The organism is Faecalicatena contorta, from assembly GCF_022835095.1.
GTDB lineage: Bacteria > Bacillota > Clostridia > Lachnospirales > Lachnospiraceae > Faecalicatena > Faecalicatena contorta.
The window spans coordinates 3351090-3373014 of sequence record NZ_BQNQ01000001.1; the positions used below are offsets into that span (position 1 = coordinate 3351090).

At 47.5% G+C, this 21925-nt stretch carries 22 protein-coding genes; 6 read left to right on the top strand and 16 right to left on the bottom strand.

What is annotated here, in order from left to right; genetic code table 11:
* Positions 1–9 precede the first annotated feature (9 nt).
* Genes pyrH through MWG26_RS15120 form a run of 4 tightly spaced genes read right to left on the bottom strand, consistent with a single transcriptional unit; the run spans position 10 to position 3408 of the window.
* On the bottom strand, positions 10–705 hold the full coding sequence (gene pyrH, locus MWG26_RS15105; protein ID WP_025656828.1) for a UMP kinase: 696 nt from the start codon (positions 703–705) through the stop codon (positions 10–12).
* Positions 706–739: 34 nt separating this feature from the next.
* A complete protein-coding gene (locus tag MWG26_RS15110; RefSeq protein WP_117440709.1) occupies positions 740–2311 on the bottom strand; it encodes a ClC family H(+)/Cl(-) exchange transporter in 1572 nt (523 codons plus the stop codon).
* Positions 2312–2371: 60 nt separating this feature from the next.
* Entirely contained in the window at positions 2372–3049 is a 678-nt protein-coding gene (locus MWG26_RS15115) for an LrgB family protein (protein ID WP_025656827.1), read from the bottom strand.
* Entirely contained in the window at positions 3049–3408 is a 360-nt protein-coding gene (locus tag MWG26_RS15120; protein WP_025656826.1) for a CidA/LrgA family protein, read from the bottom strand. Before MWG26_RS15120 ends, MWG26_RS15115 begins: the two co-directional genes overlap by 1 nt.
* 235 nt (positions 3409–3643) lie before the next feature.
* Between MWG26_RS15120 and aroF the strand changes: the two genes are divergently transcribed.
* The 3 genes from aroF (at position 3644) to aroE (ending at position 6624) form a co-directional block, all read left to right on the top strand.
* Positions 3644–4657, top strand: coding sequence for a 3-deoxy-7-phosphoheptulonate synthase (gene aroF / locus MWG26_RS15125; RefSeq protein WP_117440702.1), 1014 nt, complete (start codon positions 3644–3646; stop codon positions 4655–4657).
* Positions 4658–4735: 78 nt separating this feature from the next.
* Positions 4736–5791, top strand: a complete 1056-nt coding sequence (gene aroB / locus MWG26_RS15130) for a 3-dehydroquinate synthase (protein WP_025656825.1) — start codon at positions 4736–4738, stop codon at positions 5789–5791.
* A gap of 2 nt (positions 5792–5793) precedes the next feature.
* A complete protein-coding gene (gene aroE, locus MWG26_RS15135; RefSeq protein ID WP_117440701.1) occupies positions 5794–6624 on the top strand; it encodes a shikimate dehydrogenase in 831 nt (276 codons plus the stop codon).
* Between the two features lie 49 nt (positions 6625–6673).
* Here aroE and MWG26_RS15140 read toward each other — a convergent pair whose 3' ends face one another.
* Positions 6674–7657 (bottom strand): D-isomer specific 2-hydroxyacid dehydrogenase family protein, encoded by a 984-nt coding sequence (locus MWG26_RS15140; protein WP_025656824.1) that lies wholly within the window; start codon positions 7655–7657, stop codon positions 6674–6676.
* A 27-nt stretch (positions 7658–7684) separates the two neighbouring features.
* Positions 7685–8476 (bottom strand): Cof-type HAD-IIB family hydrolase, encoded by a 792-nt coding sequence (locus MWG26_RS15145; RefSeq protein ID WP_025656823.1) that lies wholly within the window; start codon positions 8474–8476, stop codon positions 7685–7687.
* Positions 8477–8657: 181 nt separating this feature from the next.
* Here MWG26_RS15145 and pdaA point away from each other — a divergent pair, with 181 nt between their 5' ends.
* A complete protein-coding gene (gene pdaA / locus MWG26_RS15150; protein WP_044927192.1) occupies positions 8658–9488 on the top strand; it encodes a delta-lactam-biosynthetic de-N-acetylase in 831 nt (276 codons plus the stop codon).
* A 300-nt stretch (positions 9489–9788) separates the two neighbouring features.
* On the opposite strand, the gene MWG26_RS15155 is transcribed toward pdaA, so the two are convergent.
* From MWG26_RS15155 to MWG26_RS15185, 7 genes are all read right to left on the bottom strand, one after another.
* Entirely contained in the window at positions 9789–10067 is a 279-nt protein-coding gene (locus tag MWG26_RS15155; protein ID WP_025656821.1) for a BMC domain-containing protein, read from the bottom strand.
* A 17-nt stretch (positions 10068–10084) separates the two neighbouring features.
* Entirely contained in the window at positions 10085–10384 is a 300-nt protein-coding gene (locus tag MWG26_RS15160; protein ID WP_025656820.1) for a BMC domain-containing protein, read from the bottom strand.
* Positions 10385–10526: 142 nt separating this feature from the next.
* Positions 10527–11870 (bottom strand): MATE family efflux transporter, encoded by a 1344-nt coding sequence (locus MWG26_RS15165; RefSeq protein ID WP_117440700.1) that lies wholly within the window; start codon positions 11868–11870, stop codon positions 10527–10529.
* 142 nt (positions 11871–12012) lie between these two features.
* A complete protein-coding gene (locus tag MWG26_RS15170) occupies positions 12013–13206 on the bottom strand; it encodes a dicarboxylate/amino acid:cation symporter (protein ID WP_025656819.1) in 1194 nt (397 codons plus the stop codon).
* Between the two features lie 109 nt (positions 13207–13315).
* On the bottom strand, positions 13316–14329 hold the full coding sequence (xdhC, locus tag MWG26_RS15175) for a xanthine dehydrogenase accessory protein XdhC (protein WP_025656818.1): 1014 nt from the start codon (positions 14327–14329) through the stop codon (positions 13316–13318).
* 29 nt (positions 14330–14358) lie between these two features.
* Positions 14359–15345, bottom strand: a complete 987-nt coding sequence (locus MWG26_RS15180; protein ID WP_025656817.1) for a diaminopimelate dehydrogenase — start codon at positions 15343–15345, stop codon at positions 14359–14361.
* A gap of 217 nt (positions 15346–15562) precedes the next feature.
* The gene (locus MWG26_RS15185; protein WP_025656816.1) at positions 15563–15928 is read right to left on the bottom strand and encodes a heavy-metal-associated domain-containing protein; all 366 of its coding nucleotides are present in this window, start codon (positions 15926–15928) and stop codon (positions 15563–15565) included.
* Positions 15929–16266: 338 nt separating this feature from the next.
* Between MWG26_RS15185 and MWG26_RS15190 the strand changes: the two genes are divergently transcribed.
* Positions 16267–16947 carry an ABC transporter ATP-binding protein gene (locus MWG26_RS15190; protein ID WP_025656815.1) on the top strand — a complete coding sequence of 227 codons (681 nt, stop codon included), beginning with the start codon at positions 16267–16269 and terminating at the stop codon, positions 16945–16947.
* Entirely contained in the window at positions 16947–19625 is a 2679-nt protein-coding gene (locus tag MWG26_RS15195) for an ABC transporter permease (RefSeq protein ID WP_117440699.1), read from the top strand. The genes MWG26_RS15190 and MWG26_RS15195 overlap by 1 nt, the downstream gene beginning before the upstream one ends.
* On the opposite strand, the gene MWG26_RS15200 is transcribed toward MWG26_RS15195, so the two are convergent.
* Genes MWG26_RS15200 through MWG26_RS15210 form a run of 3 tightly spaced genes read right to left on the bottom strand, consistent with a single transcriptional unit; the run spans position 19606 to position 21745 of the window.
* Positions 19606–20865, bottom strand: a complete 1260-nt coding sequence (locus MWG26_RS15200) for a sensor histidine kinase (RefSeq protein ID WP_025656814.1) — start codon at positions 20863–20865, stop codon at positions 19606–19608. The genes MWG26_RS15195 and MWG26_RS15200 overlap by 20 nt on opposite strands.
* Complete coding sequence (locus tag MWG26_RS15205; protein ID WP_025656813.1) at positions 20862–21527, bottom strand: response regulator transcription factor; 666 nt, start codon at positions 21525–21527, stop codon at positions 20862–20864. The genes MWG26_RS15200 and MWG26_RS15205 overlap by 4 nt, the downstream gene beginning before the upstream one ends.
* Positions 21524–21745 (bottom strand): hypothetical protein, encoded by a 222-nt coding sequence (locus MWG26_RS15210; RefSeq protein WP_181969561.1) that lies wholly within the window; start codon positions 21743–21745, stop codon positions 21524–21526. Before MWG26_RS15210 ends, MWG26_RS15205 begins: the two co-directional genes overlap by 4 nt.
* Positions 21746–21925: the final 180 nt, after the last annotated feature.

The window sequence follows — 21925 nt, forward strand, 5'->3', positions numbered from 1 at the left end:
TTGTCCTCCTTATACTGTTACTTTTGTGCCGGTAAATGTCCCGCTCATCGTCTCTGCGATACTGTTCTCTTCATTCAGTCCGAATACAAGCATCGGCATCTTATTCTCCATACACAGGATGGATGCTGTCAGGTCTACTGCCGCAAGCTTCTGGTCAATAACCTCCTGAATCGAAATCTCTTCATACTTCTTTGCCTCCGGGTTCACCTTCGGATCGCTGTCATAGATCCCGTCGATTGCCTTCGCAAGAAGCATAGCATCTGCTTCTATCTCGATTGCCCGAAGCACCGCCCCTGTATCCGTCGAAAAATACGGATGGCCTGTGCCGCCGGCAAAAAAGATAACCTTACCTTCTTCCAGGGCCGCGACTGCCGCATCCTTGGAAAATAATGTGGTAAATGCCCCACATACAAACGGGGTAAAGATCTCTGTCTTCATTCCCACATGTCTGAATATATCGGATACATAAATACAGTTCATAACCGTTGCCAGCATCCCAATCTGATCTGCCTTTGTCCGGTCTATTGTCTCGCTGGTGCGGCCCCTCCAGAAATTGCCTCCTCCGGTCACTACCGCGACCTGAATTCCTTCGTCCACAAGCTGTCTGACCTGTTCTGCCACACCAATGCAGGTAGCCTCGTCAAACCCGGTCTTCTTATCTCCTGCAAGTGCTTCACCACTCAGCTTTAACAATACTCTTTTCATACGTTTTTAGCTCCTTCAAATTCTGTTGATTACTCTAAAATGAAGTATAACATAACTTTTCCATTTTGTCATGCACATATCCGGCATCTCTTTCATCTGTCATCGTAGTCAGTGTATCCCCTGCCATTAACATGGTCCGCCCCTTTGGAATCCGCTCTTTTCCGCCCCTTTCCAGGGCAACGAGAAGGCAGTTGTCGGGCCAGGTAATCTCCTCCACGCTTTTGCCTTCCAGCACGGAACCGTTCATGATCACAAAGGTGCTAAGCACCTTCTGTCCCGGGCTTTTCATATTCTGAGTCTGGTTTTTTCCGGAAGTATACAAAATACGGTCCAGCATACTTTCATAGATTGGTTCCGACTTCATCAGCGTAGCGACGATATAAGCAGTAACCGAAACGATTGCCAGGGAAAGCATCTGGCTTACGGAACCTGACATTTCAAACAGAAGGATGATACCGGTTATCGGAGCCCGCACAATCGCCGTAAAATATCCAGCCATGGCCAGCAGGACAAAATTATTGATATACATTTCCTCCAGTCCGAAGAATTCAACGCCTGTCATGGCAAAAACACCGCCGATCATGGCTCCCAATATCAGAAGCGGGAAAAAGATCCCTCCCGGGGCCCCGGATCCGAAACTGACTGCAGAGAAAAGAAATTTTACAACAAAGGTCACGATGACCAGACTGAGCGCCATTTCCCCGTTTGTTAATGTGATGATCAGTTTGTGGCCGCTGCCCAGCACGGACGGCATTACAAGTCCCAGGATTCCTGCTGCCAGAAAGGCAATCATCAGCCTGGAAGTCTCATTTAAAAACTTTGGCTTTTTATACAAATCCTGGGCTTTCAGCATGACCCAGTTATAGAAGACTCCCATCACACCGCAGACCGCTCCCAAAAGAATCAGCATCCAGTAATAATTCTGCGGAAGATAGTGTTCGAGCTGCAATTTAAAAACCGGATCCAGACCGAGGATATGGGAGGATATAAAGTCCGACGTTACGGATGCTGTCATGACGGAAATCAGTATGGACATGGAAAAACCTTTATGTATCTCCTCCAGAGCGAACATCATGCCCGCGAGAGGTGCGTGGAAAGCCGCGGCAAGGCCTGCGCTGGCCCCGCATGTCATAAGAAACCTTTCCTCCGTCTTACCCCGGTCGAGCATCCTGGACAGTCCCTGTCCTGCCATCGCCCCGAGCTGGATGGAGGGGCCTTCTCTTCCCAGCGATAATCCGCCGAACAGGCAGAGAAAACCGCCAGCAAACTTGGCAGGCAGCACCTTTTTCCAATTCTGCGTTAGTTTTCCGGTTACTTCCCCTTCCACCTGGGGGATACCGCTCCCGGATATCATTGGCGCCCATTTTACCAGTCTGCCAACCACATATGCCATCAGAAGCAGGATTATGAACCATCCTGCGATCCGAATGGGGTTGCCCCTGATATATTTGAGCACAATATCCAGCCACTTTCCCGCATACGTCAGTGCAACCCGGTACAACAACACCAGCAGACCTCCCACTGCACCTACAAGAAGGCCCTCTCCGATCAGGATAACCGGAAAGCGCTGTGCCCGTTTAATGGTATGTGTAGTATCCTTTTTCAATGTTTTTCCCTCTTTTCCTCTCATTGAGGTGCGCCCCCGCAGCACCCGCTTTATAAAACTCTAAATGAACATGGAAAACAAAACCGTCACCACTCCGCAGATTCCAATGGCGAGGCCACTCATAGCCCCTTCTACTTCACCGATCTCAATTGCCTTGGATGTCCCCACCGCATGGCTGCAGGCGCCGATGGCAAGGCCTGCCGCTACGGAATCCGATACTTTAAAAATCCGTATAAGCAGCGGCGCGGCAATGCTCCCTAATATCCCTGTGAAAATTACCGCCACGACCGTTACGGGTACGACGCCGCCGTGTGCCTGCGCAACGCTCACAGCGATCGGTGTGGTAACGGATTTGGGAAGCATGGACATGGTCAGGCTCTGATCCAGTCTGAACAGTCTGCACATTCCGTACACGCTGGCCATGGACGCCAGAGAACCTGCTATACATCCTACTATAATAGGAAGCCAGTATTTTTTCAAGATGGAAAGCTTCGTAAAGATAGATACTGCAAGGCAGGCCGTTGCCGGAGCCAGGAACATATTAATGATTTCTCCGCCTTTATTATAGGAATCATATGGTATTTTAAAAACAAGGAGCACGCCTATAATAAGAACGATTGCAATAATAAGAGGATTACAGAGAGGCGATTTTGTTTTCTGCTGAATCCTGACTCCTGCGCCGAAAGCAATTACGCTGAGAGCCACTCCAAAGTAGGGAGATGTATACAAAGCTTCCATTATTTTTTCCTCCGATCTATTAATTTCATGGTCAGCTTCACACTGTATGCCGTCACCGCAAACGTGATGACTGTAGATACGATACAGATAATCAGCAGCTGTACCGCACTGCTTTTGAGAATGTCAAAATAATTCATGATGCTCACCCCTGCCGGTACAAAGAAAAAGGCCATATTCCCAAGAAGAAAGTCCGACTTTTCCTGGATATGTTCTATCTTCAGCATGCCTGTCAGCAGACAGATAAATAAGAATATCATTCCTATGACGCTTGCCGGAAAATCAAAGGGCAGAAACTCAGCGATCACCTGGCTCAGCCAGCAGACAGTAAAAATGATTCCAATTTGCCTGATTATTTTCATAATAATATCCCTCAATTCTTTTATGTTTTATATCTAGATCCATATGGCTATCTTCCAAAATACACCCGCTGGTTTCTGTTGTCAACGGAATGGGCCAGGATTGCTGATTTCTCTTATACTATTTTCCCCAAACTTATTGACATTAAGCCCGGGATGTTTTATGATACTTATGTTTTCACACTTTAAACAGTTAAAATTTTACAGTGCGAAGTCATTGTAAATGGGAGGTAATAGAATGATTATTGTATTAAAACCACACACATCGGAAGGTAATATCGACCGGGTGGAAGGCCTTGTTAAAAAGCGCGGACTGGATACCCACATTGTCAGAGGACAGGAAATGACGATCATTGGCTGTATTGGGGATACTACAGCGATTGATCCCAAATTATTTGAAGTCGATGACTGCGTGGATAAAGTCATGCATGTCCAGGAACCTTACAAACTTGCAAACCGGGCATTCCACCCGGAGGATTCCATCATTGATGTCTCCGGCGTGAAGATCGGCGGGAACCACCTAGCCCTTATAGCCGGCCCCTGCTCCGTAGAATCTTTTGCTCAGGTGATGGACATAGCCAAATCCGCAAAGGCCTCCGGTGCCAACCTGCTGCGCGGCGGTGCATTTAAGCCCCGTACAAGTCCATATTCTTTCCAGGGACTCGGCATGGAGGGCCTGGATATCCTCTGTGAGGTCAAGAAAGAAACAGGGCTTCCTATTGTAACGGAATTAATGTCCCCTGAATACCTGGAGATTTTCAACGAGAAAGTAGATTTAATCCAAATCGGCGCCAGAAATATGCAGAATTTCGATCTGCTCAAGCAGCTCGGACAGCTGGACCGCCCCATCCTTCTAAAGCGGGGCCTCAATGCAACATACGAGGAATGGATCATGTCCGCCGAATACATTATGGCATCCGGTAACGAGAACGTTATTCTCTGCGAACGTGGAATCCGAACCTTTGAGACATTCACAAGAAATACGCTCGATCTTCAGAGTATACCTGTTCTGAAGAAAAAAACACATCTGCCTGTCATCGTAGACCCGAGCCATGCAGGCGGAAAATGGTGGCTGGTAGAGCCAATGGCAAAAGCGTCTGTTGCTGCGGGTGCTGACGGACTAATGATCGAGGTTCATAACGATCCCGAATCCGCTTTATGTGACGGGGCTCAGTCACTGAAACCGAAAAAATATAACGATTTGTTAAAACAAATTAAAGAAATAGCTCTGGTAGTCGGAAAAGAAGTATAGGAGCGCAAGGGGGTCAGACCCCTCTGCAGAGGGGTCTGACCCCCTTGCGTACCATTTTGTCTAAAAAGGAGAAATCTCGTGGAATTAACAGTAAACTTAGGTGAAAACAGCTATCCAATCTATATAGAATCCGGAATTCTAGCAAATGCAGAAACTTTTGTAGCACAAGTCTTTCATGGAAAACGCATTATGATTATTTCTGATGATCATGTTTTTCCTATTTACGGCCAGAAACTGGTAAAGGCACTTCCGTCCTATGAATGCCACAGCCTCGTACTTCCACACGGGGAGCTGACGAAGAGTTTTCAGTCTCTCCCCCGGATTTATGCCGCTATGCTGGAAAGTAACATTACCCGCAGTGATCTCGTCATTGCACTGGGGGGCGGTGTCATAGGTGATCTGGCCGGTTTTGCTGCCGCAAGTTATCTGCGCGGTGTGAAGCTGGTTCAGATACCAACCTCTCTTCTGGCTCAGGTAGACTCCTCCGTGGGGGGAAAGGTAGCGGTTGATCTTCCACAGGGAAAGAATCTGGCAGGTGCATTTTTTCATCCCAAGCTGGTGCTGATAGATCCCGACGTGCTGGATACCCTTCCCAAACGGTATATCACTGACGGCATGGGGGAAGTGATCAAGTATGGCTGTATTAAGGATGCCAGCCTCTTTGAAACCTTAAGTTCCACTCCTTCGTTTGATGGATTAAAAGACAGGCTGTCCTCAATCATATACCGCTGTGTAGATATCAAAAGAATCGTTGTGGAAGGCGACCAGTTTGACACTGGTGAGCGGATGCTGCTGAATTTCGGCCATACTCTGGCACATACGATCGAGCAGTATTATCACTATGAACGCGAAAGCCATGGTGAAGCCGTTGCAATTGGCATGTACCAGATGACAAAGATTTCCGAAAAGGCCGGGCTTACTGTCCCCGGCGAAGCAGAACGAATCAAACAGGTGCTGGATACCTACGGTCTCCCCTGTGAATGCGGACTTCCGGTGTCCGCACTCCTGGATGCTGTCAGGCTGGACAAAAAGAATCTGGATAATCATCTAAATGTAATTCTTTTACACGCTATTGGTGACAGCTTTATTTACCCTACCAATCTCGATTTTTTTGGAATAGCAGGAGTGATTTAACCATGAATACAGAAAAGAAGGAACCTCTGCATTTTGGTGTACTGGGTAACCAGCTTGGACACAGCCTTTCTCCTGAGATCCACGAAGATCTGCTTCGGCAGCAGAAGATCTCCGGTACGTATAAAAAATATGAAATGAACGAAAACGAAGTCCCCCGTATACTGGAAGTAATGAGGGACGAACATATTCTGGGCATGAATGTAACAATGCCATATAAAGAAGTCGTTTATCAACTCGTGGATGTCCTTGATCCACATGCAGAAAAAATAGGCGCTGTCAATACTGTTTTAATGAAAGACGGTAAATTTTACGGTTACAATACAGATTATATCGGGGCCGTCAGCATGTTCCACAAAGCCGGCATCACACTGGCTGGGAAAGAAATTGTCATTCTCGGTTCGGGCGGGGCGGCCCGGGGGCTGATCTATGGATTCCATACGGATGGCGCCGCTAAAATTACAGTCGCAGCACGTAACGAAAAAGCGCTCGATTATCTGCAAGAACGTTTTCCTTATATTAAAACCTGTAAACTGACAAATGTTCCTGCCGGTGATATTCTGGTCAACACCACTCCCCTGGGCATGCATCCCCACGTTGGCGAAAGTCCGGTAGATGCAGCCGTAATCCGGCAGTTTAAAGCAGCCTCCGACATTGTCTATAATCCTTTGATTACGGAATTTTTAAGAATTGCAAAAGAAGAAGGACTGCAGATCGTAACCGGACTCATGATGCTGGTAGACCAGGCAATCGGATCTGAAGAAATCTGGCTGGGTAAAAAGCTGGATTATAATATGGGCAATCGGATACACGATGAATTAGCCAGAAAATTCTGACAATGGTGTTCAAAAGGGTCAGACCCCTCTGCAGAGGGGTCTGACCCCTTTACGCAATTTCCCATGGATTTTCTTTCCCTGCCTCATTCAGACAACAGCTTTCTATGGAATGTCTCACCATATCACTCACTGCCTGATCCGTATAAAACGCCATGTGAGGTGTTACGATCACATTAGGGAATCCCCGCAGTATATATAACTCCCTCTTACTTATAATATCGGATTTTCGGTCATAATAATACATCCCAAATTCATCTTCAATCACATCCATTGCAGCCGCACCAATCTTCTCTGACTCCAGACCGTCCAGCAACGCTTTTGTATCGATCAGACCACCCCGGGCCGTGTTAATCAGGACTACCCCCTGTTTCATTTTAGCAATGGCATCTGCGTTGATCATATGGTAATTGTCATCCCCAAGGGGCATATGGAGTGTTATCATATCACATGTTTCAAAGATCGTATCAAGTTCCGCGTATTCTGCATATGCTTTGACCTTTTGGGATGGAAACAGGTCATAAGCATAAATCTGGCATCCAAATCCACTCAGATCGCGGATTACGGCCTGCCCAATCTTTCCGGTGCCTATCACACCCACGGTAAAATTGTGCATCTCATGTCCCTGTATGCCCGGAAGGGAAAAATCATTGATCTCCGCTCTCTGCATGATCCGTTTCATTTTACGGATCGCCATAAGCATGAGCATGACCGTGTAATCCGCCACACACTCAGGCGAGTACGTTACATTGCTAACTTTGATTCCAAATTTCTGCGCTGCCTCCAGATCCACATGGTCATACCCTATTGTCCTGGTTGATATCATCTTTACCCCCAGCTCGTGGAAACGCTTGATTAGCTGTGCATCCATCTTGGTGGTAATAATACTGATATATTCATATCCCTTGGCAAGACTGGCATTTTCCATGCAGGGGTCATCATAACAGATCCCCAGCTCCACGCCGTATTCTTTGGAAAATCTCTGAAAATATACAGCCTCATCGAACTCCCGGTAATTATAAACAAATATCTTCATCACAAAACCTCCCTGCAAGAGCGTACTTTACATCAGGCCATAGTGGCTGAATGCACGGGCTATCCCGTCCTCCTCCACCTTAGCCGTTACATATTCGGTGTACGGGTCAAGTTCTTTTGCATGATCTCCCATAGCTATCGCATGCCCCGCATATTCGAACATTGATAAATCATTCGAGCTATCCCCAAATACATATGCCTGCTCAGTCTCTATTGCAAACTTCTTCAAAATATACTCACACGCGGTTGCTTTAGAATAGCCCTTCTGAATGCACTCATAAGTATCGCCGCCCCGGTTGATCGGCTCGATATCTTTCTCCACAAACTTGAAAAAAGTGTCTTTGTCGCTGAGTTCATCCGCATAAACAAACAATTTGTCATACACAAAGCTTCCCTTTTCAATATACTCCTCCAGGCCCAGCCCGGCGTTCTGAAAATATCGTCTGGAGCTCTCCAGCCTGTCAAAACGCGACATTCTGCTTGGCAGATATATGTCCTGAGTCCCCTCCATAATCCCATCCAGCCTGCATTCTATCATTTTATCAATAATCTCTCTTCCCCGCCTTTCGGGAATTGATCTGGAAAATAAAACCTCGTCATGATAAGTGAGATATGTCCCGCATCCACACAGGAATCCATCAAATTCAAACTGGCTGATCTTCGGCGGTATACTGCAGAATGTCCGCCCTGTATTTATAAAAAGCAGGTGTCCCGCACGCTTTGCCGCACGCATGGCATCCAGCGCGCTCTGCGGGATCTCCTTCGTAATCTCACTCAGTATGGTGCCATCAATATCCAAAAACAGTGCTGCTCTTTCCATCTTTTTCTCCTAACGTTTCAGATTTTCTTCTATCACTTTATCACTCTTTCCCCGAAAAATCCATTTCTATACCTCACAAAAAAATAAGATTTCTCCCTGCAGCTTCCGCTGATTTGCCATATGATGAAAATATTTCTGCATTTTCATCATATACTATAGGAAATAAGATACAGGAGATGTAATGAGAATCAATCTAAAACCCGATACGAAAAAGAAAGCTCTTCTAAAAAACACTGCCAGACTCGCTCTGCTCCTTGCTGTTGCATTTTTGGCCGGACGCGCCGCCGGAAGGGCTCAGGATTATTTTGCCCCCCAGGCTGTTGCCACCTCCGCAGAAGGGAACTGGGGATTAAGCTTCCAGGACGAGGGCCAGCCGCCGGTCGCTAATGCAACCGCCGAAGAGCTGAAACAATTTGACGCATACTATTCCGGAAATACGGATGAAAAGGTCATATACCTGACCTTTGACGCGGGATTCGAAAATGGCAACACCCCTGCGATTCTAGATGCGCTGAAAAAACACAATGTACCTGCGACATTCTTTGTAGTAGGCACCTTCATATCGTCCAATCCGGATCTGATTAAAAGGATGGTGGAAGAGGGCCATACGGTGGGCAACCATACATATCACCATCCCGATATGTCACAGATATCAACCCAGGAAGCCTTCCAAAAAGAACTGGGAGATGTTGAAGAGGAATATAAGAAAATTACCGGTCAGGACATGACGAAATACTATCGTCCTCCGCAAGGAAAATACAGTGAAACAAACCTGAAGATGGCAAAAGAAATGGGGTATAAAACCTTTTTCTGGAGCCTGGCCTATGTAGACTGGTATGAAAATGACCAACCCACAAAAGAGACGGCTTTCGAAAAACTGCTTGGCAGGATCCACCCCGGTGCAATCGTACTGCTTCACAGTACCTCAAAAACAAACGGCGAAATACTCGATGAACTGCTGACAAAATGGGAGGAAATGGGGTATACATTTAAACCACTGTCGGAAATTTAAGGAGATGGGCCGCCTATCGAAACATGGAGCAGGAAGATACAGGGAGACAGGAGTGTTTCTATGGACGGACCCTTTGTGAAGAAACTCTTACAGCAAGACAGAAGAATCTTATGACTATAGACAGATTTACGGAAAAAGCTTGATGCTTTCTCGGCTCAGCCGTCTCAAATCTTTATTTTGTGAATCAAGATTTGGCCATAAGATTCTTCTGTTTTTCTGTAAGAATTTCTAATCACACGCTTTATGCCCACAGAAACACCCCTGTCACCCTTCTGTCCTGCGTTCCTTCGGCCCATTCGGCTATCTTGCCTTAAATTCCTCCACAATATGTATCATTTCCTCTGATGGATTGGATATTACTGCTGAGTTAAGTATCTTACACGGTGAATTTACAGCTGCGCTCTCTACTGCCGCAGTTACTGCAGAAACACTGCCACTGATAAATATGAGGGCATGTCCTCCGCATTTTGTGTCCTGTGTCTCATAGGTTACTTCTGCCGCTTTCAGCATCTGATCCGTGACCAGTACGGCGTTTGCTTCCCCAAGGACTTCTACAAGTCCGAATGCTCCATATGCCATAAAAATATACCTCTTCCCTACTTGTTGATTGTCATTGTAATTGCTGGTTCAGTCTCAGCTAACGGTGCTGCTATTATCGTATGGGATACAATCTTGGAGATTGGTTCCGCTGCTCTGAGCGCAACTTCCATGGCTGCATTGACGTTGGAGACATTGCCTCTCATCTTTACACATGCACCCGCTCCCAGACGATTTCTCTCTACTGCCTGGATCTTTACATCCGCAGCTTTTGCTGCCGCATCTAATGCTACAAAACATGCGCACTCACTGTCGAGCTCGAATACGCCTATTGCCATACCTTCATACTGTCCGGCCATAATTCCCTCCTGCCTGCAGAACTACTATTTTTTCTATTCTGTCAATATTTTTATTATATATAACCAAAGATAAAATTTCAACAAAAAAGTGGAGAATCTTTAGTTACTATGCGCGGCCTATGGTCGTGAATAATAACAATCTTTACCATTTCTCCACCTTATTTATTTTATAAAAATAATACGGAACCAAAGGGATTAGTGCCGCAAGCCAGGCCGCCGGGTCTGAAAGGCAGACCCCGAAGAAGCTCGTCTTTCCGGCAACCGCTGCTACAACCAGGGCGCGCGCAGCCAGTTCAAACACCCCGCCCAGCATAGGCACCAGGCCGTATCCCATTCCCTGCAGTGCATTGCGGTACAAAAAGATGCTTCCAAGGAACGGATAGCACCAGAATACCGCCAGGAAATAAACCACAGCAGCATCAATTACACCTTTCTCCGCAGGGGAAACAAACATAAGCACCATGTATTTTCCAAAGAAAAATATCAATACCATCAGTACCGCGCTGCAGATTAAGATCATCGCCTGTGTATACCAAACGCCCTTTTTCACCCTGTCTAACCTGCCTCCCCCCCAGTTCTGCCCTACATAGGTTGCAATGGTTGCGCCGAATGCTATAAAGACACATGCGATCAGGTTCTGGATCTTGGCTCCGGCGGAAAAGCCTGCAATATAGACTGCCCCGTAAATGTTAACCGCACCCTGTACAATGATCGTTCCAATCCCGGTGATGGAAAACTGCAGGCCCATCGGTGTTCCCAGCGCCAGAAGTTTTTTTATACTGTTCCAGGAAATATGGAAATCCTCTTTTTTCAGATGCAGAATCAAAAATTTCTTTTTGATATACAAAAAACACAGCAGCGCTGAGATTCCCTGCGCGATCACTGTTGCATAGCCGCACCCTGTTACACCCATGTGAAACCAGGTGATAAATACAATATCCAGAAAGATATTAATCACTGCGGAAATGATCAAAAAATACAGCGGTGATTTGGAATTCCCCAGTGCCCTGAGCACGGCAGCCAGAGAATTATAAGCGGCCGTCACGATCAGGCCTGCATAGATAACTGTCATATAGCCTTTCACATCCGGCATCAGTTCTTCCGGTGTATTCATGAGCCTGAGTATCGGCTCATTTGCTGCCAAAAGCCCCACTGTCATAACTACAATAATGACAAATGTCAGATAGACCGACATGGCTGTATAATGCCGCATCCGGTCGTATTTGCGGGCACCAAACCATTGTGCCACTAAAATAGAAAAACCACTGCTGATTCCGGTGATCCAGCCGGTCACCATAAACATGAGTGAACCTGTGCTCCCAATGGCGGCAAGGGCATTCACCCCTAGGAACTGCCCTGCTATAATCGAATCCGCAATATTATAAAACTGCTGAAATATATTTCCCAGGCACATCGGGATCATAAACCAGATTACCAGCATTACCGGGTTTCCTGTGGTCATATCGTTTGTCTTATTCTTTCCCATTTATCTCTTCTGCAGCATCGCTGCCTTCCTCTTTTTTTATACCGGTCTTTTATTTCCTATGGCCGGACTTTCCTGCTAAGATAAAATACGGCTGTACTCTCGTGCTGCCTTACTGCCAGGCACGTTTGTACAGCCAGATATTTTATAAATCTATGCTGATTTCCTGTTTTTCGATATTATGCTTCTTGGCATAGCCGGTCAGGATCATGGTCAGCGCACCGTCCCCGGTCACATTGCATGCGGTTCCAAAGCTGTCCTGCAGGGCAAATATCGTAAGCATCAGCGCGGTTCCGGTCTCATCAAATCCAAGCACCCCGGTAATCAGCCCCAGTGAAGCCATTACGGTGCCGCCCGGAACCCCGGGAGCCCCGATTGCAAAGATTCCCAGCAGCACACAGAACAGTATCATTGTTCCCGGTGAAGGAATGCTGCCGTAGAGGATTTTGGATACTGTCATGACAAAAAATACTTCCGTCAGTACAGAACCGCAGAGATGGATATTTGCAAACAGCGGGATCCCAAAATCAACCATATCCTCTCTGAGAGGCGGCTCTGATTTTTTCGCACACCGCAGGGCAACCGCCAGAGTCGCTGCAGAAGACATCGTTCCGACCGCGGTAATATATGCCGGGCCATAATTCTTGATGACATCCAGCGGGTTACTCTTCGAATAAGCACCGCCTGCTGCATAGAGCACAGCCAGCCAGATATAGTGTCCTGCCATAACGATCAGTACGACTTTAATAAATACCGGCAGCTGTTTTGTGATTGTACCTTCATAGGACAATGCACAGAATGTAAAGGCGATAAAGATTGGAAGTACCGGAATCACGACTTTGGTCACGATCTCCAGTACGATTTTCTGGAATTCATCCAGTACTTGTGTAATCACTTTTGCTTTTGTCCACGCAGCCGCAAGTCCGATCATAACGGAAAATACCAGTGCGCTCATGACCGGCATGATCTGCGGAATATCCAGCTGGAATACTACACCGGGAAGTTCTTTTAGCCCATCCACCTCGGATACGATGGAGAGGTGCGGGATCAGGCCGTAACCTGCCAGCATGGAAAGAAGCGCTGCCAGCACGGAGGACACATAGGCGATAACGATTGCCACACCCAGCATCCTGGAGGCATTGTTGCCCAGCTTCGTAATGGATGGGGCAATAAAGCCGATGATAATCAGCGGAACACAGAATGTGATCAACTGTCCGAGAATGTATTTTACAGTGACTACAATATTCATAAATCCCTCATTGGCAATCTGGCCAATCAGGATACCAGCCACCACTCCGAGCAGCAGCCGGAATGGCAGATTATTAAATAATTTCTTCATAGTTTCAATCCCTTTCCTATAGAATCGCTATATTATAACATCTCTCTCTTTCTCTCCGCAAACATCCGCCTGCAGTTCCTGTATTTACCAGCCGTCTGATGGCTATGGCTCAATATCTTCCGGCTCTATGCTGAATCAACTGAGCCGTGATGCTCACCGCAATCTCCGCAGGCGTTTCTGCTCCGATGGCAAGGCCGATCGGAGTCGTGATTCTGTCCAGATCTGCATCCGTAAACCCCTGTTCTTTTAATTTTGCAAACACACCGGCTTTTTTATGTCTGCTCCCGATCACTCCGATATAAGCTGCGGAAGTCTTTAAAACCTGTGCCTGAACCGCCAGATCGTCCTTATGCCCGCGGGTCATGATACACACATAATCCAGGGCATCGATTGTAACATAATCTGCAATATGGCTGTTCTCAATTAACAGGACCTCTTCTGCCCCGGGAAATAATTCAGCCCTGCTGAACTCCTCCCTGTCCTCCAGAACTACACACCTGAAATCAACTGCTGCTAGAGCCGGCACCAGCGCCTGTGAAACGTGTCCTCCCCCGAAAATATAGACACGCTCCTGCTGCTGCATATTCTCACAGTAAAACTTACGCCCCTGTGCTTCTATCTGCACGGGTTTCTTCTGCAGACCTTCAAGAACAGCCGCTGGAAGTGATATCCCTGCGATAGCTCCAGAACGGCGGCAGACCGCCATACCTCCCTCTCCGTCCTCAGAAATCTCGCTGACAAGCCAGAATTCTTCTTTTGTTTGATATAATGCCCCAATCTGCCTAAATAGAACCAGTTTCTGCTCATCACCTGCAGAAATGTATTGAAACTGCACATTCACATCCCCCCCGCAGATCATTCCCAGGTCCTGGATCTCATTTTCCCTGAGCCGGAAGTATTCCAAGCGCGGCTTCTTGCTGCGCAGTACCTCTGCCGCCACGTCTTCACTGCGGTGCTCGACCGCCCCGCCGCCTACCGTCCCCCAGATTCTGCCGGCGGAAGTAACCAGCATACGCGCCCCCGCCCCCCGCGGGGTGGAGCCGGAGCTTGCAACAACCGTGACCAGAACCGCATCCTGCCCCTTTAACATACACTCATACAGTAAGTGAAATAATTTCTCCATGCCATCATCCTTTCATAGGGGTCAGACCCCTATAATAATTGCGCCCTCAGTTCTTCTGCTGTTTTCATGGAAAGCATACCCGGTGCGATATCGAATACTGTCTTTGCACCGGAATCTCCATTTTTAGAGAGACGGTATGCCGCACGCGCGTAGCATACCAGTACGCTGGATGTAAATTCCGGATTGGAATCCAGCTTCAGTGAGTATTCAATTACGTGCTTACTGCCTTCTCTTCCCGTCTCACCACTGCGGATGACAAATCCACCGTGCGGCATTTTGCTGTGTTCGGCTTTCAGTTGTTCTTCTGTGATAAAAGTTACGGTTGTGTTGTAATCCGAGAAGTAGTTCGGCATGTTTTTGATTGTTTCTTCGATCTCCTTCAGATCCGCGCCTTCCTCAGCCACTACATAACATTCTCTTAAGTGTTTGTCTCTTGTAGTGAGTTTGGGACCGCACCCGCTTCTTACCTGCTCTACAGCTTCTTCAACCGGCACGGTATACTGGATGGCGTTCTTCACACCCTTCACGCGGCGGATCGCGTCTGAATGTCCCTGGCTTACGCCTTTTCCCCAGAATGTATATGTATCTCCCTGTACAAGGATGGACTCCGCATAGATCCTGTTCAGTGAAAACATCCCCGGATCCCAGCCTACGGAAATGATTCCGATATGGCCGCCGGCTTTTGCGGATGCGTCTACATTTGCAAAATATTCCGGTATCTTGGCATGAGTGTCAAAACTGTCGATCGTGTTGAAGTTCTTTACAATCTCAGGTCCGATTACCGGCAGGTCCGTTGCTGAGCCGCCGCACAGGATCATAACATCAATCTCATCTTTCATGCTAAGTATATCATCCATATGAACGACCGGAACACCCTCTGTCATAATCTGAACGCTCTCGGGTTCACGCCGTGTAAAGATGGCTTTTAATTCCATATCCTCATTGCGCTCAACCGCAAGCTCTACTCCACGTCCGATGTTTCCATAACCAACAATTCCAATTTTGATTTTCTCCATCGTATATCCTTCCTCTCCAATATTTCTTTCTTAAATTTTTTGAATCGTTAATAAGTATAACATATGAATCCTGCGTGTACAATTTAAAATTAAAGCGCACCCAGGCATATTAACCGCGGATGCGCTCTGTGTTTTCCTCTTTAAACTTATTCGCTGCTTCTAAAACGGAATCTCCGGTACATCAAAAATCAAATATTCGGACTCATGCCCCACCATGTCACAGCTTCTCGATCCCTGTTGCAAAATATCCTGCCGATCGGACGGCTTCTTTCAGTTGACTGTCTTCGCACTCCTTCTTCATTCTGACCGTTACGCACCCCTCTGCAAAATCAGCCTTAGCTAATACGCCATCCATACTGTTAAAAACATTTTCCACTCTTTTAGCACAATTTGTGCAGGTCATTCCCTCGATCCGTATTTTTCTGATGTACGGATAGTGGGCAATATTTTTATCCGCAGGCCTCACGCGTTTCACCGGATCATGGCCGCTCCCGCAGCACCCGTGCGTCAAACGCTTTGTATAGCTTCTGATCCCCAACACACAAACGATAATAATCATGATACATATAATTCCAGTTGCCATAATACTTTACTCCTGTCTGATCTTGTTTTAGTAATTCATCTCTCTTCCTATAGAGGCGGGAGAATTTCCACATCTTGTGAAACATTCAATAGGAGGAGACACACGCCATGAGTTCATTATGCTCTCTTCTTCTCAGTTAGTCCTCCCTAACTATATAATACAACATAATTGCAAAAAAGAAAACCCCTTTATATTTTTTCTGCTTTAGATCATAAATCAAAATGAATTCTATCTTAGGCAGTTACATCTGTGAATGCGCCGATTCATACCTTTGTCACTTTCCTGTCACTTTTCTTTTTTAATATGGTATCATCAAACATGAAAGGAGTTATTAACTTATGGAAATTTTACGCTGCAGCCATCTTACAAAAACATATGGCAGTGGTTCCAATACGGTAACAGCATTGGACGATGTCTCGCTTTCGCTTGAACGGGGCAGCTTTACGGCTATTGTCGGTGCGTCCGGTTCCGGGAAATCCACTCTGCTGCATATGCTGGGAGGCGTAGACCGCCCTACCAGTGGCAGCATTTTTATCGAAGACACAGACATTTCAACACTCAGTATGGAGGAACTTGCGGTTTTCCGGCGCAGAAAGGTAGGGCTGGTCTATCAGTTTTATAATCTGATCCCAACACTGAACGTAAGGAAAAACATTCTCCTGCCTGTTCTTTTAGATAATCAGAAGCCGGATGAGGAGCGGTTTCGCCATCTGGTTTCCACCCTGGGGCTTACAGACCGTCTCGCACACCTTCCCAGTGAATTATCAGGAGGCCAGCAGCAGCGCACCGCTATCGCAAGAAGCCTCATCTACCATCCGGCGATCCTTCTTGCCGATGAACCAACTGGCAATCTGGACCGTAAAAATTCAGAAGAAACCATCGAGCTTCTGAAGCTCTCTAACCGGCAGTACGGACAGTCTGTCCTCCTGATTACACACGATGAAAAGACCGCTCTAAAGGCAGACCGCGTAATTACTCTGGAGGATGGGAAAATTCTGCATGACGAGGTGGTGTCCTGATGAAAATTTTACGAGAATATGTTTGGGACACGATACGAAGAAATAAGAGAACCAGCATTGCCATCATGACCGCATTATTTCTTATGACCACGATGATGTCCTGTTTCTGCGGTTTTGTCTACACAATGTGGACAGATGCCATTGTCCTCACGAAACTCGAAGACGGGGACTGGCACGGAGAATTGTTCGATACAACGTACGGAAAGGATCTTGAACACATTGAGAACTACGCCTCTGTCTCTGCCGTTCTGGTCAAAGGCCCGTGGGAAGCCGCGAAGCTGGAAGAGGAGGGACGCAGGACATACCTCATTACCCGCGGCGCCAACCAGGAATACTGGGATTCTATGCCGGAAAAGGATACTCTGACCGAAGGCAGGCTCCCGCAAGCCGCCAATGAGCTTGTACTTTCAAAACAGTATTTTGATGACCACCCCGGCACAAAAGTGGGCGATACCCTCACGCTTCCGATCGGGCAGCGCATGTATCAAGGGAAGGTATGCATGGAAACAGACGGATATCACGAGGATGAGACCTTCCGTCAAACAGGTACAAAGACATACAAAATTGTAGGAATTCTTGATGTTACCACATCCTCCTCCGTACCAGCCTATACTGGAATGAGTTATCTGGATACAAAGACTGTGAACCCGGCCGATGAGCTAACGGTCTATCTTCGTTTTGACCCCATGAGGAGTACTTATAAGGAGCTCCCGGAACTGGCGCGCTCCTTAGGCTACCAGGCCGATGAATACGGAGACTATACGCTCAGATATAATGCAGGCCTGCTCTCAAAATACGGGATACTCTCGCCGGATCAAATCGGAAGCATCAGCAGCCTCTCTGTTCTTGCCGTACCTGCCATGTTTCTGGTCATTGCGCTTCTGCTGATCGCCGTATTTGTACTGGTCATCCACAATGCTTTTGCCCTTTCTGCCAGCGAAAAACTGGTGCAGCTCGGAACCCTGGCCGGTATTGGCGCATCCCCCAAACAGATCAAGGCGGCGGTGACATCCGAGGCAATGATCCTGCTGATTGTGCCTCTCCCTGTCGGAATATTATGCGGCTGGCTGCTGGATACAGAGTTGTTCCGTCTGATTAATGCTGCAAATAATATCGGCAGAACCGCGCCGGATATTGTACTTACATTCGGGCTTCCCGCCATACTTCCTGCAATTCTCCTGTCCGCTGCCACAGCCTGGCTTTCGGCGAGAATACCGGCCCGCAGAGTTGCAAAACTGATGCCTGTAGAGGCCCTGAGGCAGGTGGAGGTGCTGAAAGGAAAAAAGATCCGGCAGGGACGCATATCCAGCCATTTTGGAATCAGCGGTGAACTGGCTTCCAACGCCCTCACTGCCCGTAAAAAATCGTACCGGGCCGCAACGATTTCCCTTTGTCTATCTTTCCTTCTGCTCACCGGATTTTTATATATTATTACTACCCAAAATGCATCGAAAGAGGTTTACAGGGCGCAGAATGAATCCCAGGGCCATGTCTTTTTCAGCATCAGCGATGGCCGGCAGCCCGAACAGAAGGCGTTAGATGAGGTTTTAAAAGTGCCCGGTGTCTCCAGGGGAATAATCATGAATAAAATGCCTTGTGCTACCTGGATTACAGAAGATCAGACTTCAGATGATATCGAGACATATCTGGGCGGATTTGATGAGATAATTTCTGAGAAAAAGTACTCTCCCATTGAAAGGGATGGAAAATACAGGATTTATTCTATACTTATTGGCCTGGAGGATGACAGTTTCAGAGAATACTGCAAAGAAATGGGGACAGATCCTGATTCCTACTATAAAGATCCTGCAAAGGCGCTGATCTATAACCGTACCGAAGACCCTGAGGTAAGTACCCGTAAGCAGGGTGTCTACCGGGATATCCTGAAACTTCAGCCGGGACAGACCCTCACTTTTACAGAAAAGGCCTATGATGAGGACACCGGTAACTTTGAATTCCGTCTGACCGCAGGGGATCTGGTAACTGAACTCCCCGCCGAAGGCATCGGCCTGCCGCGTTTTTCCTTAGCCGCTGTTATGCCTATGGAACATGTACTGGATATCTCCGCGTCTTGCAGCGAAAAACGGCAGTATTCTGCTTCGGCCGTCAACGGAATCTTTCTGACAGACGATAAAGACGGCATCTCTTATCCGCTGATCCAAAATGTTTCCGGCCAGATCTCCCAGATCCTTGGTAAATACTACGGCAGCGGTGACTACATGGTATCTGACCTGGCAGAAAAAGAAGAGGTACAAAGGCAATCCACCAGCGTTATGAGTATTGTTGTCGCGTTCTTAGCCGGGCTGCTGGCACTGATCGGCATTTCCAATGTATGGGCAAGTATTTCAGGCAACCTGCGCCAGAGGAGCCGGGAATTCGCTATGCTCAAGTCGGTCGGCCTCTCACCCGCACAGCTCTGGCGCATGCTGTTCCTGGAGGGATTGGATCTGGGATTGAAGCCGCTGCTTTACAGCCTGCCATTCCAGGCCGCGGTACTTGCGTGCTTCCTTTACCTCAATGAGGTAACCTTGATCGAATATCTGCCTTTTGCGCCATATGCAGCTGTCCTTGGCTACACCATGCTTGTTCTCGCTTCCATTATCGGAGCTTACTATATGGGCGGACGCAGAATTGTACGCCAGAACATCATATCCGCAATTAAGGATGATACCATCTGATGCAGAAACGGGCATGTCCCTGCGCAGAATTCTCTGCCCGGACCTGTCCGTTCTGCTTTTCTATAATGCCTTTTGCAAGCGCCAGCCCGATTCCGGCGCTACCTTTTGCCGCATCCGCTCCTCTGTAAAATCGTTCGAACAGATGTGGAATATCCTTTTTAGAAAAGCCCCGTCCACCGTCCTCTATCACCATCTCCGTATAAAGAGGATTTTCTTCACAGATTACACGAATCTTACTGTTTTCAGGAGTATGCTCCAGACAGTTCTTCAAAATATTCAACAGAGCCTCCGCTGTCCACTGCATGTCTGCAGAAAGCCAGACTTCCTGTTCTCCCTGCCCTTTTGATAAAATTTCCAGATCAACCTGTTTCTGCTGCAGCATGGCTCTGAGCGGTTCTGCTGCAAGTTCCGTCAGTTCCTTTGCTTCTACATCCTCCCTATGAAATTCAAGCGTATGCGAATCCAGCTTTGCCAGGGTCAAAAGCCCATCCACCAGTCCCTTCAAACGCTCTACCTGGCCCTCCAGCCGGTTCAGATACTCCTGGTCTTCCGCCTCCAGGGCAGGACTTAAAAGCTCTGTCATCAGCGACATGGAGGTCAATGGCGTCTTGAGTTGATGCGCGATATCGGCTGTTCTCTCTGCCAGGATCTCGTGGTCCCTGACCGCCTCTTCCCTGGTACAGGCAAGCTTGGCAACAGTTTTGTAAATTTCATCCTCCAGATGGGAAAACATATCTTCCCGCCGGTTCAGTGCAGCTGCCTCGCCGCGCCCTGCCGCCTTCAGATACTCTGTAAGGTCTTCAATCCTGGTCCTGAAACGCATTTCCTTTCTCTCTCTAACCAAGAACACGATTCCACCGGCTATTTCAAACAGAACAATTCCTGCTGCCAGGGCATATGGCAAATGATCCGGGAAACGCGTCAGTCTCCTATGTCCATATTTACGCAAATAGGCATCCGCATCTGCTGCATCCGCATCCGTTTTAACCGCACCGCCGCCAGATTCCGGCATGACTTGCTTCCCCTGGCTGCTGCCCTGATCCGGACCGTCCGCTCTTCCTGCTGCATATTTCAGGCCCTCTGGAATTGAACTGCCTTCAAGCGCGGCTTCGGTCAGACGAACCGTGTAATCGTACTCACGGAAGCTGAAACAGACAGCAGTCACTACGCCCGCCAGTATCCCGGGAATCAGCCAGAATACACAGGATAAAAGAAATGCCTGCACCCCACGTCCTTTCATATCTTTTCCTCCATCCGATAGCCAATCCCACGGATCGTTACAATATACCCCGTATCCATCAGTTTTCTCCTCAGGCGTTTTACAGTCACTGTTAATGTATTATCATTGACAAAATTCCCCTCTGTATCCCAGAGCTTATCCAGGATCAGGTTCCGGGGCAAAGTCCGCCCTTTATTCTCCATAAGCACCTCAAGCAGGCGGTATTCCAGTGCCGTTGCATCCACGGACTGCCCATCCACCATCACCTGCATTTTCTCCCGGTCAAGCTGTATATTCCCACAGGAGAGCACATTCCCTCCATCGTCAGACGTACGGCGGAGCACCGCCGCAATTCTGGACTCCAGTACTGCTATATGAAATGGTTTGGTAACATAATCGTCGGCCCCCATATCCAGTCCCCTGGTAATATCCTTTACATCGTCACAAACCGTCAGGAAGATAACCGGGGTATCCTCCCGTTCCTTCACCCATTTACAGAAATCATAGCCACTGCCGTCAGGCAGATTCAAATCCAGGAGAATCAGCTGGAATCCCTCCGCAAACAGATCCTTCGCCTGCCCTGCAGAAGCACAGCTTGTACACATATACCCTTTTCTCTTTAATGCCGACTTGATTCCAAATGCAATTGTCTCGTCATCTTCCACCAGCAATATCTTTGTCATATTTCCTCCATCCGGTCAAATTGATTATAATATCTGCGCGCCGCTTCAGGGCTCAGGGAAAAACGTCGGATCAATTTTTCTATGATTTGTTCCTCAGCCTTGTTCTCCTCCAGATTATCCAATATCATGGCCTTAATGCCCTGTTCTACATAGCGCAGAAAATCAATGAGCGTCTGTTCCACCTCATCGTTATTTGCTCCTTTTGTATTAAGTATCACTTTTTTACAATCACCTCCCAAGGCGAGTCCCTCCACTTCACAGCACCGGTTTTCGAAGGTATATCTGTATCTACTTATTCTGTTATTTCTTCTCCTGCATGTATCTTATTTCTCCTTAATTATAGTATTTTCCAACTTTCTTTGCAATCATAAGCAAACTGATATTATACGCCTAATAGG

What these genes read in the sequence shown, in the direction of transcription:
- MWG26_RS15145 (WP_025656823.1), bottom strand. Translation starts at nt 8,476, where the DNA reads ATGGAAAGAGCAGCACTGTTTTTGGATATTGATGGCACCATACTGAGT.
- MWG26_RS15185 (WP_025656816.1), bottom strand. Translation starts at nt 15,928, where the DNA reads ATGGCAACTGGAATTATATGTATCATGATTATTATCGTTTGTGTGTTG.
- pyrH (WP_025656828.1), bottom strand. Translation starts at nt 705, where the DNA reads ATGAAAAGAGTATTGTTAAAGCTGAGTGGTGAAGCACTTGCAGGAGAT.
- aroF (WP_117440702.1), top strand. Translation starts at nt 3,644, where the DNA reads ATGATTATTGTATTAAAACCACACACATCGGAAGGTAATATCGACCGG.
- MWG26_RS15155 (WP_025656821.1), bottom strand. Translation starts at nt 10,067, where the DNA reads ATGGCATATGGAGCATTCGGACTTGTAGAAGTCCTTGGGGAAGCAAAC.
- MWG26_RS15200 (WP_025656814.1), bottom strand. Translation starts at nt 20,865, where the DNA reads ATGAAAGGACGTGGGGTGCAGGCATTTCTTTTATCCTGTGTATTCTGG.
- MWG26_RS15180 (WP_025656817.1), bottom strand. Translation starts at nt 15,345, where the DNA reads ATGGAGAAAATCAAAATTGGAATTGTTGGTTATGGAAACATCGGACGT.
- MWG26_RS15205 (WP_025656813.1), bottom strand. Translation starts at nt 21,527, where the DNA reads ATGACAAAGATATTGCTGGTGGAAGATGACGAGACAATTGCATTTGGA.
- MWG26_RS15120 (WP_025656826.1), bottom strand. Translation starts at nt 3,408, where the DNA reads ATGAAAATAATCAGGCAAATTGGAATCATTTTTACTGTCTGCTGGCTG.
- MWG26_RS15190 (WP_025656815.1), top strand. Translation starts at nt 16,267, where the DNA reads ATGGAAATTTTACGCTGCAGCCATCTTACAAAAACATATGGCAGTGGT.
- aroE (WP_117440701.1), top strand. Translation starts at nt 5,794, where the DNA reads ATGAATACAGAAAAGAAGGAACCTCTGCATTTTGGTGTACTGGGTAAC.
- MWG26_RS15170 (WP_025656819.1), bottom strand. Translation starts at nt 13,206, where the DNA reads ATGAAGAAATTATTTAATAATCTGCCATTCCGGCTGCTGCTCGGAGTG.
- MWG26_RS15160 (WP_025656820.1), bottom strand. Translation starts at nt 10,384, where the DNA reads ATGGCCGGACAGTATGAAGGTATGGCAATAGGCGTATTCGAGCTCGAC.
- MWG26_RS15140 (WP_025656824.1), bottom strand. Translation starts at nt 7,657, where the DNA reads ATGAAGATATTTGTTTATAATTACCGGGAGTTCGATGAGGCTGTATAT.
- xdhC (WP_025656818.1), bottom strand. Translation starts at nt 14,329, where the DNA reads ATGGAGAAATTATTTCACTTACTGTATGAGTGTATGTTAAAGGGGCAG.
- MWG26_RS15115 (WP_025656827.1), bottom strand. Translation starts at nt 3,049, where the DNA reads ATGGAAGCTTTGTATACATCTCCCTACTTTGGAGTGGCTCTCAGCGTA.
- MWG26_RS15165 (WP_117440700.1), bottom strand. Translation starts at nt 11,870, where the DNA reads ATGGGAAAGAATAAGACAAACGATATGACCACAGGAAACCCGGTAATG.
- MWG26_RS15195 (WP_117440699.1), top strand. Translation starts at nt 16,947, where the DNA reads ATGAAAATTTTACGAGAATATGTTTGGGACACGATACGAAGAAATAAG.
- pdaA (WP_044927192.1), top strand. Translation starts at nt 8,658, where the DNA reads ATGAGAATCAATCTAAAACCCGATACGAAAAAGAAAGCTCTTCTAAAA.